This window comes from Kitasatospora sp. NPDC054939 (assembly GCF_053610105.1).
The window spans coordinates 17,193-29,548 of the sequence record NZ_JBSGXP010000028.1; the positions used below are offsets into that span (position 1 = coordinate 17,193).

At 70.7% G+C, this 12,356-nt stretch carries 11 protein-coding genes, 1 tRNA gene and 1 pseudogene; 7 read left to right on the forward strand and 6 right to left on the reverse strand.

Features of this window, described 5'->3' with window-relative positions:
• Nucleotides 1–63: 63 nt before the first annotated feature.
• The gene (locus ACWGB8_RS11105) at nt 64–1,284 is read right to left on the reverse strand and encodes an MFS transporter (RefSeq protein ID WP_452212422.1); all 1,221 of its coding nucleotides are present in this window, start codon (nt 1,282–1,284) and stop codon (nt 64–66) included.
• A gap of 454 nt (nt 1,285–1,738) precedes the next feature.
• Here ACWGB8_RS11105 and ACWGB8_RS11110 point away from each other — a divergent pair.
• Together ACWGB8_RS11110 and ACWGB8_RS11115 are read left to right on the forward strand one after the other, a co-directional pair.
• A tRNA-OTHER gene (locus tag ACWGB8_RS11110) sits at nt 1,739–1,808 on the forward strand.
• Nucleotides 1,809–1,917: 109 nt separating this feature from the next.
• Complete coding sequence (locus tag ACWGB8_RS11115; protein ID WP_452212424.1) at nt 1,918–3,603, forward strand: TROVE domain-containing protein; 1,686 nt, start codon at nt 1,918–1,920, stop codon at nt 3,601–3,603.
• 178 nt (nt 3,604–3,781) lie between these two features.
• On the opposite strand, the gene ACWGB8_RS11120 is transcribed toward ACWGB8_RS11115, so the two are convergent.
• Nucleotides 3,782–4,132 (reverse strand): winged helix-turn-helix transcriptional regulator, encoded by a 351-nt coding sequence (locus ACWGB8_RS11120; protein WP_452212425.1) that lies wholly within the window; start codon nt 4,130–4,132, stop codon nt 3,782–3,784.
• Nucleotides 4,133–4,166: 34 nt separating this feature from the next.
• On the opposite strand from ACWGB8_RS11120, the gene ACWGB8_RS11125 reads away from it, so the two are divergent.
• A complete protein-coding gene (locus ACWGB8_RS11125; protein WP_452212426.1) occupies nt 4,167–5,054 on the forward strand; it encodes an NAD(P)-dependent oxidoreductase in 888 nt (295 codons plus the stop codon).
• Between the two features lie 177 nt (nt 5,055–5,231).
• Here the strand turns inward: ACWGB8_RS11125 and ACWGB8_RS11130 are convergent, their stop codons facing one another.
• Nucleotides 5,232–5,786, reverse strand: coding sequence for a hypothetical protein (locus ACWGB8_RS11130; protein ID WP_452212428.1), 555 nt, complete (start codon nt 5,784–5,786; stop codon nt 5,232–5,234).
• Between the two features lie 636 nt (nt 5,787–6,422).
• On the opposite strand from ACWGB8_RS11130, the gene ACWGB8_RS11135 reads away from it, so the two are divergent.
• Both ACWGB8_RS11135 and ACWGB8_RS11140 read left to right on the forward strand, forming a co-directional pair.
• Nucleotides 6,423–7,790: an FHA domain-containing protein gene (locus tag ACWGB8_RS11135; protein ID WP_452212430.1), complete on the forward strand. Its 1,368-nt coding sequence runs from the start codon at nt 6,423–6,425 to the stop codon at nt 7,788–7,790.
• 31 nt (nt 7,791–7,821) lie between these two features.
• On the forward strand, nt 7,822–8,214 hold the full coding sequence (locus ACWGB8_RS11140) for a hypothetical protein (protein ID WP_452212431.1): 393 nt from the start codon (nt 7,822–7,824) through the stop codon (nt 8,212–8,214).
• A gap of 91 nt (nt 8,215–8,305) precedes the next feature.
• Here ACWGB8_RS11140 and ACWGB8_RS11145 read toward each other — a convergent pair whose 3' ends face one another.
• The 3 genes from ACWGB8_RS11145 to ACWGB8_RS11155 form a co-directional block, all read right to left on the reverse strand.
• Nucleotides 8,306–9,034, reverse strand: coding sequence for a hypothetical protein (locus tag ACWGB8_RS11145; protein WP_452212433.1), 729 nt, complete (start codon nt 9,032–9,034; stop codon nt 8,306–8,308).
• A gap of 25 nt (nt 9,035–9,059) precedes the next feature.
• Nucleotides 9,060–10,289: a hypothetical protein gene (locus tag ACWGB8_RS11150; RefSeq protein WP_452212435.1), complete on the reverse strand. Its 1,230-nt coding sequence runs from the start codon at nt 10,287–10,289 to the stop codon at nt 9,060–9,062.
• 104 nt (nt 10,290–10,393) lie between these two features.
• The gene (locus ACWGB8_RS11155) at nt 10,394–11,233 is read right to left on the reverse strand and encodes a glutamate racemase (protein ID WP_452212437.1); all 840 of its coding nucleotides are present in this window, start codon (nt 11,231–11,233) and stop codon (nt 10,394–10,396) included.
• Nucleotides 11,234–11,570: 337 nt separating this feature from the next.
• Between ACWGB8_RS11155 and ACWGB8_RS11160 the strand changes: the two genes are divergently transcribed.
• Nucleotides 11,571–11,981 carry a GNAT family N-acetyltransferase gene (locus ACWGB8_RS11160; RefSeq protein ID WP_452212439.1) on the forward strand — a complete coding sequence of 137 codons (411 nt, stop codon included), beginning with the start codon at nt 11,571–11,573 and terminating at the stop codon, nt 11,979–11,981.
• A 210-nt stretch (nt 11,982–12,191) separates the two neighbouring features.
• Nucleotides 12,192–12,314, forward strand: a pseudogene (locus ACWGB8_RS11165) (RICIN domain-containing protein); the annotation flags it as partial.
• Nucleotides 12,315–12,356 lie beyond the last annotated feature (42 nt).

Sequence of the window (12,356 nt, forward strand, 5' to 3'; positions counted from 1 at the left end):
AAATGGCTGATGGGCGCCGGGGCAAGGGTCGGCGAGGCTCATGGGCGACGGGTGCTTCCCGGCTCAGGGCCGCTCGTTGCGGTCCGGCCCGGCGGGGCGCGGCCCTACTGCCACGGCCAGGACCACGAGTACGGCGGTGCAACCGCCCAGCAGCATGAGCGCGGACGGGGAGGTGCGGTCCAGGACGACGCCCCCTGCGAGTGCACCGATCGAGATCGTCGCCTGGAAGGAAGCGGTGAACAGGACCGTGGCCGCTTCCGGGGCGTGCGGTGCCGCCTTGGCGAACCAGGTCTGCGACGCCACCGGTACGGCGCCGTACGCGATGCCCCACACGATCAGCAGCAGCACCGCGCCGCCCTCCCCGTGGCCCACCACCGGAAGCAGGAACGTCACGGCGGCGATCAGGGCGGCCGCGAGCCCCAGGACGGTCCGCGGATACCGGGCCACCCGGGCGCCGCCCAGGAAGTTGCCGAGGATGCCCGCAGCGCCGTAGAGCAGCAGGAACGCAGTGATCGTACCGCCGTCGGCGTGGGTGACCTGTTCCAGGAACGGTGCCACGTACGTGTAGGTGCCGAAGTGGGCCAGTACGACGAGGAACGTCAGCAGGAGTGCGAAGCGGGTGGCGGTGCCGCGGAGCATGCCGGTGAGGACGCCCAGCCGGGTGGCCCGGACCGCAGGGAGCGGCGGCACGAACACGAGCAGCATCACCAGTACACCGACCGTCAGAACTCCCATGGCGGCGAAGGCCGTTCGCCATCCGGCGAGATCTCCGACGAGGGTGCCCGCCGGTACGCCGAGCACGGACCCCAGCGGAACGGCCGAGAAGATCACAGCAGTTGCCCTGCCGACCGAGGCCGGCGGCACCAGACGCTCTGCCAACCCGGCACCGATCGACCAGAAGCCGCCGATCGTGATCCCGACCAACACCCGCGAGACCAGCACCAGCCAGAAGCCGGGCGCCGCCGCGGCAAGGAAGTTCGCCAGTGCCAGCAGGAGCATGAACACGCACAGCATCAGCCGGCGGTCGAAGCGCGCCGTGGCCACGGTGACCAGAGGAGCGGCGATGGCCGCCAGGAAGCCCGGCACGGTCATGACCAGCCCGGCCGTCCCGTCCGAGACGGTGAATCCGGATCCGATCGAGGTCAGCAGGCCGATCGGAAGGATCTCGGTGGTGACGACGGCGAAGATCCCGAGCATCACCGAGACCACCGCCGGCCACCCCCTCAACGGTGAACGAGCGGGCGCGAGTTGGCCGATGCCTGAAGCCGTGGTGGTTGCCGACATGGAGTCCCGTCCTGTGAAGGGCAGTGCGTTGCGCAGCCAGTCCAACAGGCGTCGTCCGGAGACGGCTGGCAGATCTGCGACATCAACCCTGCCCGGGCGACGTGAACCGGCCGACCGGGGGTTCCGCACCCCGCACTTGGACTCGGCTGACGGCCCGTCCGGCCCGCGCATCAAAAGAGGATGACAAGTCGGCCCATGGGAGTAGAGTCGGCCTCCTGCACAGGTGCGCAGGACGGGGTTACTTCCCTCTGGAGGACGTGATCCGGGTTCGAATCCCGGCCCAGGCCTGGCCTGCGGTGGTGTAAGGGCAGCACGCGTAACGTCACCTCGACCGACTACGACCTCTGTGCAGGACAACTTCACATGCACCTCCCGGTGCGCAGGGCCGCGGCTACTTCTTCTGGTGAATCACGCCGCGGTCCGCATCGATCTCGGGAGGCACAGCATCCGGGGTGCCCGGTGCGAAGGACACGGCTACTTCTCCTGCAAAGAGGGAGACGCGGGTTCGAATCCCGCCGCCGGCCCCGTACGGCCGGTGTCGTCCAGCGGCCCAGGACACCTCGTCGCCGTATCCGCCCTCGATCTCGGGCACCCCGTTGCTGAAGCCTCCCCTCCACAGTGAGGGGTTCTGCTGTGTCCCGCTTCAACACCCGCACCACCCGGCCGGCCGGCACGTCGCCCGTGACCACCACCGGCGCCACGACCCGCACCGCCGAAGGAGCCACCGGCCACCTGCGCGACGAGAAGTCCGAGCTGTTCCTCCTCGCGATCGCCAACAAGGTCGGCACCGGCACGTTCTACGAGGGCGCCGAGCAGCGCGACGACCGCTACGAGCAGCTCGTCCGCCGCCTGGCCGTCGAGGACCCGGACTGGACCGCCGCGTTCCTGCACTGGCTGCGGACCGACGGCAACATGCGCACCGCCTCCCTGGTCGGCGCCGCCGAGTACGTCCACGCCCGCCTCGCCGCGGCCGGCAGCCGCGAGCCCGGCCGGCACGAGACGCACGACCCGGCGGGCCGGTGGGAGGGCGACGCCCTCGCGTCCCGCACCTCCACCAACCGGTCCGTCATCGCCTCCGTCCTGCAGCGCCCGGACGAGCCCGGTGAACTGCTCGCCTACTGGACCTCCCGCTTCGGCCGAAACATCCCCAAGCCCGTCAAGCGCGGCATCGAGGACGCCGTCGGCCGGCTGTACACCGAGCGCGCCCTCCTCAAGTACGACACCGCCTCCAAGGGCTACCGGTTCGCCGACGTCATCGAGCTCACCCACCCGAGCCCGAAGGCCGCCTGGCAGGGCGACCTGTTCAAGCACGCCATCGACCGGCGCCACAACCGCGACAACGCCATCCCCGAGAGCCTCGCCACGCTCCACGCCCGCGCGCGCCTCGACACCGTCCCCGTCCCCGAGCGCCGGGCCTATCTGCGGACGGCAGGGGCGCAGCTCGCCCTCCGGGACGCGGGCATGACGTGGGAGTCCCTCGCGGGCTGGATCCAGGGGCCGCTCGACGCCCCGGTGTGGGAGGCGATCATCCCGTCGATGGGCTACGCGGCGCTGCTGCGGAACCTGCGGAACTTCGACCAGGCCGGGGTGTCCGACGAGGTCGCCGCCACGGTGGCCGCGCGCATCGCCGATCCCGAGCAGGTCGCGCGCTCGCGCCAGTTCCCGTTCCGGTTCTGGGCCGCGCACAAGCACGTCCAGTCGCTGCGGTGGGGCCATGCCCTGGAGAAGGCCCTCGCCGCGTCCCTCTCCCAGGTGCCGGCCCTGCCCGGGCGGACGCTGATCCTCGTCGACCGGTCGCCCTCGATGTTCCCCGGCTACGGCTACTCGACGGCCAACTCCTCGGACATCACCCTGGCCGAGCAGGCGGCCCTGTTCGGGTCGGCCCTCGCCCTGCGCGCCGCCGGCCCGACGCTGGTGGAGTTCGGCGGCAAGAGCCGGGTGATCGACGTGCCGCGCGGCGGGAGCGTGCTGCGGCTCATGGAGGCGTTCGGACAGGACGGCGGCACGGACATCCCGGCGGCCGTCGCGCAGCACTACAGCGGGCACGACCGGGTGGTGATCGTCACCGACGAGCAGACCCGGCCGGGCTACCTGCCGTCCAACATGCTCGGCTACGGAGGCCGGCCGGAGACCGCGATCGACGACCTCATCCCGACGAACGTGCCGGTGTACATGTGGAACATGGCCGGCTACAAGGCGGGTGCGATGCGCTCGGGATCGGGCAACCGGCACACGCTGGGCGGCCTGACGGACTCGGCGTTCGCACTGATCCCGCTGCTCGACGCGGGCCGCAACGCCGACTGGCCCTGGGCGCAGTAGCAACCCGCCCGCCCCGAAGCCCCGCCCCACCGGGCGGGGCTTCGCCATTTCCAGGCCCCACGGCCGCCATGCGGTGCGGCGGCAGGTGTCCAGGGCGCCGGGTGGCACCCCCGCCCGGGACCCGACCACCCACCTGAAGGTGCGTACTTGATCAACAGGCCGCCGGCGCCGAAGCTGGTTACGGCGCGCCAAGCACCTTGTCCGACACCACCGATGACCGCTCGGCCAGATGGTCCTGTCCCCAGGAGTCCAGCTGTTCGAGCATCCCGTAAATGCGCTGTCCCTTCGACGTCAGCGAGTACTCGACCCGAAGCAACGCCTCGTCGTACGCCTCGCGGTGGACGAGCCCGTCCGCTTCGAGCTCGCGCAGTTGCTGGGTCAGCACCTTCTCACTGATACCGGTGACCAGCCGCCTGGTCTCGCCGAACCGGCGCGGCCGCTCGGCGAGCACCCAGAGGATGAACACCTTCCACTTCCCCTCGATCACCGAGATCGCGGCGCCCACCCCGCACACGTGCGGATCGATCACGAACGTACCCCTTTTCTCACTACTGGAGTTCCCGATGTCTTCTTCCTCCCCGCAATCCTCCCCCGCCGCCGTCACCGTGCTCGGCCTCGGCCCGATGGGTCAGTCCCTCGCGGGCGCGTTCCTGGCCGCCGGCCACCCCACCACCGTCTGGAACCGCTCCCCCGGCCGAGCGGGCGACCTGGTCGAACGCGGCGCGGTGGAGGCGGATTCGGTGACCGAGGCGATCGAGCGCAGCACGCTGGTCGTGGTGTGCGTGCTCGACTACGACGCCGTGGACGCGATCGTCCGACCGTACGCCCACTCCCTCAAGGGCCGCACCCTGGTCAACCTCACCGCGGACGCCCCGGGCCGGGCCCGCGCGACCGCGGAGTGGGCCGCCGCCAACGGGATCGGCTACCTCGACGGCGCGATCATGGTCCCGACCTACCTGATCGGCGGACCGTCGGCGCTGGTCCTGCACAGCGGCCCGCAGGAGCTGTACGACCGGCACCGGGACACCCTGGCGGCGATCGGCGGCACCGCCGTCCACCTGGGCAGCGACCCGGGCCGGGCCGCGAGCTACGACATCGCCCTGCTGGACGTGTTCTGGCACGCGATGACCGGCATCGTGCACGCCTTCGCGCTCGCCACGGCCGAGGGCGTCGAGGCCACCGCCCTCGCCCCGTACGCCAAGGGGATCGCCGACCTGCTGCCCGAGATCATCGACAGCTTCGCGGGCCAGGTCGACGCCGGCGACTTCCCCGCCGAGGGCTCGAACCTCCGCTCGGCGGAGGCCACCATCGCGCACATCCTGACCACCGCACGGGCCCGCGGCCTGGACGCCTCGGTGATCGAGGCCGCCCACGGCCTGGCCCGGCGCGGCCTGGACGCCGGGTACGCGGACCACTCGTACGCCCGGCTCGTCGAGGTCGTCCGCGGCTGACCCGCCACCACGATCCCGCCCACCCGAAGGCCGGGGCCCTCACACCCGTCGATGTGAGGGCCCCGCGGGCAGCGGTGCCGGCGGGCGCACACCCGCCGGCCGTGATGGCGGCTATCAGCCGTCCCGCGCGGACCTGGGGGTGCATGTGATCGGCTCCACCATCCGTGGCGACCTTCTTCAGTGCGGAAGGAAGCGGCGGGTCCAGGCGGTGAAGGGCCCGCCGAGGGCGGCGTGGGCGGCGGCGACCAGGGCGGCCGGGTCGGTGGAGGGTGCCAATCCGAAACGGGTGTGCAGCCAGTCGACCAGAGCCCGGTGGCCACTGCTGGGCTCGTAGTCCGCACGGCGGTGGATGTGGACGCCCTCCCGGTCGACGGCGATCTCGACATCGCAGGCGAGAAGCCGGAAGAACTCGGACAGGCTGCGGGCCACCACGAACTCACCGCCCTCGTCACCGAACACGACGACCGGCAGGGTGCCCGGATCGGGCCGGTCGTCCATCCACCACAGGGCGTACAGGGAACCGGAGAAGTTCGCCTGGGCGAAGGGGGTGAGGCGGTCCAGGAAGGCGCGGTCGGCAGACCGGCCGGCCGCCGGCACCGAGGTGTCGCCGGGGGCGGTCAGCTCGAAGCCGTCGGCGAGGAACGCGCCCGGGACGCTGTCCTGCAGGGCCCGCAGCTGCTCCAGCTCCGGCACCGGGGCGTGCGAGCGGAGCAGCGGGTGAGGGTCCGTCATCGGTCGGCCTGCCATCCGGTGGGGCGGGTAGGGGGAACGGCGCCAGCCTACGCGCGGCGGGGTTTCACCAGTGCATCAGGGCGGCCTCGCCGCTGCCCCAGACCGAGTTCAGCGCGACCATGTGGAAGCCGGCCGGGTAGCTGTCGGCGCCGCCGTCCTGTGCGGTGCCGGGTCGCACGGGACGGTTCCCGATCGTACGCCGCTGACGGAGAAGCCCACGCAGGATCGGCCGGCCCGTACTGCGCGGATGCCGAGAACCGCTGCGCCTACGCAGGATGGGCGGACGGACGGCCGCAGCCCGGGGAAGCGGCCGGGCTGCTCGCGGCGGGCCGGCGCCGGGGGCGACGGCCGACCGCCTGCCCTCGAAGACGCCTTGGCGGTGGACGGCGCGGGTCCGTACGGTGCGCACCCGGAACGCCCGCTTTCGCACACGGTCCGCGACCTCTCGTGCCGGACGGTGAAGGGAGCCCGACGTCATCGAAACGGGCTGAACCAGCAGGCAGGTCGGGGCTGTGCCTGCAGGGCGAAGTGGCATTTACTGGAAGGGAAGGCACCCGAGCCCGCGGGCGGCGAGACGTTTCACCGCCGCCGGACGGTTCACCGGTTCGCCCGTCGCACCCGGCAGGAGGTCGTGCCATGAACGCGCCTTCACAGGATCAGGCCTTACCGCGTCTCGTCGTCGACAGCCCCGACCGGATTCGCGGCCAAATCCACGTGCTCGACTTCGAGCCGCTGCTGGTCGGCCGGGACTCCGCCTGCCAGATCCAGCTGCTCCATCCGCAGATCAGCCGACGCCACGCGCTGGTGCGCTCGGCCGAAGGGCACACCACCGTGGAGGACCTCGCGTCCACCAACGGCACCCGGCTCAACGGCCACCTGGTATTGGGACAGCAGATACTGCACGACGGTGACGTCCTGGACTTCGGGCCACTGGAAGTGCACTACGAGGAACCCATCGAGGAGGCCGCCACCACGGTCGCCGAGCCACCGGCGCACCTTGCGGCACTACGGGCGGAGACCGTCGTCATCGGCGGCGCAGGCCCGCCGCGGCCCCTTCAGGAGGACGCCGAACCCGCGGCACCGCCAACCCAGGTGCTGCTCGAACGGCCGTCGGCCCGGCCGGTGTCGGTCCGGGACGCAACCGCCGAGGAAACATCGACCCAGGAGGAGGCCGAGGACGAGGCCCAGGAGGAAGCAGCGACCGAGGAGGACACCACCCCGGACGCACCGACGGAGGAGACACCGGGACCGGCCCCGGAGGACTCCGGCTGGCAGACGGCCGCCCAACGAATGGCCGCCCGGCCCACGGAACCAGGGCCAGTGGGACCAGGGACGACGGAACCAGGGCCGCCGGGCCCCCGGCCGACAGAGCCGCAGGAAACACCGCGGTGGGGACCGCCCGCACACGCCGTACCGCCGCAGCCGTCCGTGCCACCTGCCGTAGGACCGCCCACCTTCGCCGCGCCCACCTTCGGACCTCCCACCTTCGGGTCGGCTTCCGCAGGGCCGCACCCGGAGCACACGTCCCCACCGCAGCCGCACGTGCCCCCACCGGGCAGCACACCACCGGCCACGACACCCCGCCCCGGGACGGAGCGCCGCTTCGACGTGGCCGAGCAGCGGGCGGCAGGCAACCTCAGCAACATCGGCGGGAACCAGTACAACTACCTCCAACAGGACAACCGCATCCTGCTGGCCCGGCGTAAGGCCTACTTCCGCAAGCTCAAAGCCACCTGGAACACGGCCCGGCGCCTGGCACTGGTGGGACTGCTGCTCACCGTCGTCGGCTTCGCGTTCCGGGCGTGGCTGGACTCGGGGCAGGACACACTCGACTCGGAGGTCGGTGGTGTGGCGGTCGACATGATCGGCCTCGCCGTCGGGATGACCGGAATCGTGCTGCTGGTCGTCGGCGCCGTCCTGGCGGCCACAACCGTGTTCCGCCGGCGCCGCTACGAGCGCGAGGAGGAGCGCCGGCTGAATCCGAACCGGTCGCCGTCGCGGTGAGGCGGCACGGCTCCACAGCCAAGGAATCGCCATGGTCTTCAACATCGGAAGCCAACAGGGCGGCGTCGTCAACAACGTCGCCGGCAACCAGACCGTCCACGGCGGCCAATCCGGCCACCTCACCGCGGACGGGCAGGACGTGCGCCACCTGGTCGGCGACCTCCGCTCGGCCGTGGACCGGGCTCAGCTGCCACCGGCCGTCGCGCCCGCGGTCCGCTCCGAACTGGAATCCCTGGACACGGAGGTGGCCCAACCGGACCCCGACCGTGAGGAGGTCGCGGGACGGCTGACCCGAATCACCCGCCTGCTCGCCTCGGCCGGAGCCTTCGCCAGCGCAGGCACCGGCCTGATCCAACCGATCACGGCCCTGGCCGGCTGGCTCGGCACACTGGGCCAGCCGATCCTGCAAGCCCTCGGCGCCTGACCCCCGCCGGATCAGGTGGCAGGGCCACGGGCAGTTGACGGTGCCGGCCGGGACCACCGGGGTCCCGCCGCGCTTCCGAGGGCCCGCACGGTCAGACGGGCGGCAGCAGATCGCTCTCGCTGACGGTGTACGTCAGCAGGGGGTAGACGAAGTCCGTTTCGTTGTTCTCACGGCGCCGCAGTCGGTAGAACTCGCGCTGCTGCTCATCGTCGGCCGACGTGAGGCGCGTACCGTGCGGGAGATGAACCTCTCGGTCGCGAAACCGCACGACGGTCTTCGACGTTCGAAAGGTCACACCCAGCCATTGGTTCTCCGCCGCCTGGACGGGTGCGTCCAACACGATTCGGTGCCTGAGCCGCCGATTCGATGCTACCGAGAACGCGACGATACTGTGGTGGGCGAGGGGGATCTCGAACCTCTCGCCACCGGACTCCTTTGATTCGAAGATCAGCTTCCTCGGCGGGCTCACTTCGGGATGCCGGTAGCAGGAGAAGACGGCGATGAACGAATCGTCGGCCAGATCGAGGGCCTGGTCGGAATGGCTGCCCATGGTCCGGTACGTGTTCGTGTAGCTCTCGATGAGGGCGTTGTTGAAGCCGACCGGAAGCGCCGCACGTTCCTGAATCTGCTGCGCCAGCCGTTCGTCCACGGCGCGGAAGCGCTGTGCCGGGCTGGCGTAGCGGGTGGTGGTCCGCACAAGAGGCACCCCACCCGCCTCGTCGATCCTGGTGAGGACGGCGCCTCGCCGGCCCTTTCCCACGTCCTCCCAACGAGTCGACGCGGACAGCTCCGTGAAGAGATCCTCCTCGGTCGGCAACACGCACGCGAGTATCTCGTCCGAGATCCTAGGCTCGGGGGGCACGGTAGTCTCCCGAGTTCATGCTGAAGAGAAACCGGTCGCCGTAGTCGATGAAGGACGAGGTCCTGTTCTCCTCGGCGTACAGCCTGCGCAGCTCGTCCATGCCGGCCAGCGTGGGCGGCTCCAGCTCCACCAGACCTCGGGCCGATTTCAGGAACGTCCGGCCGTTCTTGTGAACGGATTCGGCGCTCGAACAGCGCACCACATAGCCCAGGCGGGTCGGCAGCAGCTCGGCGTCCAATGCCGAGGGCCGGATCTCATGCGTGTACAGGCGATTGGTGGACAGCGGCATGAAGAACACCGAGCCGGGGTGGAGAGTCACGGTGAACTGCGCGGGCAGCGCAACCCCGTCGCGTTCTTCGGCCGACTCCTTGAGGCGGAAGTGGAGCCTGGTCAGCCCGCTGACACCCTTCACGCCGTAGTCGAAGGCGTCTTCGGCCAGGGGCTGCAGCCTGTCGAGCCCGTCGTAGAAGGTACAGAAGGCCATGATGCCGTTGACGGGCATGTCCTTGGTCTTGTCGGCGTGGGACGAGATCCTGGCCTTGGACTGCTTGCGCTCGGCCGTGGCAAGGGTGTTGTGGTAGATCTGGGCGAGAACGTGATTCAGCGGAGCGTGGTTCCGGAAGACGGCGGCGGCCTCGCGGTTCAGATCCTCGACGATGCCGGTGTCGGTCGGGCGAAAGCTCTCGGTGGGCCCCGAGAGGTTCGTGGAGCACCGCAGCAGTCGGAAGTGCAGCTCGTCACCGACCTGCGTGACGGGCGTCAGGTAGATGCCGCTGCGATGGGCCGTTCCGGGCTTCGTGGACTCCGTCAGGGCCTGGAACGCGTGCTCCGTGCTGATCCGCCCGAAGTGACCGGCGTCGGGTCCGAAGTAGCGGCGGTAGTACACACCGACGCCGTGTACGCGGATGGGAACCCGGCCGACGTCGACGACGGTCCACGGTGTGTCGACGTCCTCGCGGTAGCCGTGCGACAGCTCCCGCACAACGAACACCCGCGCGGCCGAGCGCAGTTGGCGGCTGCTGATCCCGGATATGTCGCCACACAGGTAGACGGTCCGCCGGGCGAGGTCCGGCGAACCGGAGGCGAGGTCCTCCGGTGTGAGGACGGACCCGAAGAAGTCCCTGAGCAGGTCATGCCCTTGCAAGGCCGAAGGCGCAACCAGGGTGCTGCCCGCATCCTCGATCCAGGCTTCTGTCGGCTCTGTTGTGTTCATCGGACGGCACCCGCCATTTCGCAGATTCGTGGTGGATTGCTTGACAGCTCGTGCAGACAGGGCGTCGCAGACAGGTGTGCTGCGCGCAGGGACCAGGGGCTCGCTCAAACGACCGGAGCAGTCGCCGGGGCTCGGACGGTGGCGGATCGGGTCGTGGCGGTGATGAGGGCTTCCCGGGGTATTCGCGCTCCGGCGGCCAGGGCACGGCCCACCGGATAGGCGTGCGCGCCTGGCGGGAGGTGGCCGGGGCGACCGCTGAGTACCACGTCGACGGAGCCGAGGCCGCCGACTGCTTCCCCGGTGCGGTTCAATCGTCGCAGTACTTGCTGCGCGACTGCCTCCGCGCTGTCGTAGAGGACGGTCCCGGTGGGCAGGCTCTGCAGAATCTGCGGAGCCACCAGGGGGTAGTGCGTGCACCCCAGCACCACGGCGTCGCAGTCGGAAGGGGTCCGCTCGGCCGCATCGGCGATCGCTTCCGCCGCGGTAGCCATGTCACCGTGGTCGATCGCTTCGGCCAGGCCAGGACAAGCGACCCGCGCAACCGGTATGCCGTTCGCGAAGTCCGCGATCAGACGAGCCTGGTAGTCACTTTCGGTGGTGCGCACGGTCGCCCACACGGCGAGGTTCCGACCGGCTGCCGCGGCCGGCTTCACGGCGGGAACGGTTCCGATCACGGGAATGCGAGGCTCGAACCTCTCGCGCAGGACGTCGATCGCGGTGACGGTGGCGGTGTTGCAGGGGACCACGATGGCTTCCGCGCCCCGCTCCGCGGCCAGGTGGGCCGCAGAGAGCAGACGGTCCGTGACGAAGGAGGCGGTCCTGGGCCCCCAGGGGGCGCCCTCGGGATCCAGAAACAGCAGCAGATCGAGTTCCGGGGCGAGGTGCCGAAGCCAGCCGGCGGTAGGGAGAAGGCCGAATCCTGAGTCGATCAATGCCACCGTCATGGGGCTCAACGTACCAGTCGGTTCTCGCCCGGGGGCTGTTCCGAGCAGGTGCCCGGTCCCCTTCGGAAGGCCGGGCAGGACCGTCACGGCAGCGTCAACTGCCCTCGTGTGTCGAGCTTGTGCGCATACGTGCACGGCAGTGTGGCCGTGGGACGCTGCCGTCGCGGTAGGTGACGGTGGTGCGGGGCGCCCGCGGCGAACCGGGCCCACGAGGTCGCCCCACGGTCGCAGGCAGGGCGGAAAACCAGGTGCGGCCGCAGGACCGGTCTGGCAGAGTCCGCGCGTGCAGAATGATGATCTTCTCCTGAGGCGCGCGGACAGTACCGACGCCGCAGCCATGGCCGACGTGTGGCTCCGCTCCTTCGCCGCAGCGCTGCCGACCGTGCGCCGAGCGCACGACGACGACGCGGTACGGGCGTGGTTCACCCATGTGGTCGTGCCGCACTGCGAAGCCTGGGTGGCGGTCTCCGCCGGGTCGGAGGTCGTCGGGATGCTGGTCCTCGACGGCGAGGAGTTGGAGCAGCTCTACCTCGACCCGCAGTGGCGCGGGCGCGGCCTGGGCGACCGCCTCGTGGAGTTGGCCAAGCAGGAGCGGCCGACCGGCCTCGCCCTGTGGACGTTCGAGGTCAACGGCCCGGCCCAGCGGTTCTACGAGCGCCACGGCTTCGTCGAGACGGAACGCACCGACGGGCAGCGCAACGAGGAGAACGAACCGGACATCCGCTACGTCTGGCAACCCCGGGGGTAGGTCTCCTGGCACGTCACGAAACGGGCCGGGGCCTCGACTCCCCCACCCATGTGGCGGCGGGAGGTCCCGGGCACGGGCAGCGGACACCAGGAACACACCGGGCCACCCGACCCGGGCGCGGCCGGCCCGCCGCCCCCGGGCAGGTCGGCTGGTCGGCGGGGTCGGCAGCCTGGCAGCGGCGGGTGACCGCGCGGACGTACGCTCCACAACCCCGCCTCCAACACCTGCCTGGAACTGCCCGGTTGGGAAAGCGCCAACGGCACCGGCCTGGGCATCTGGCAGTGCTACGGCAACCCCAACCAGCGCTGGACCCTGACCCCCAACACCGCCTGACCGCCCCCGCTCCACCACCCGGGCCCGCGACGCACACCGCGT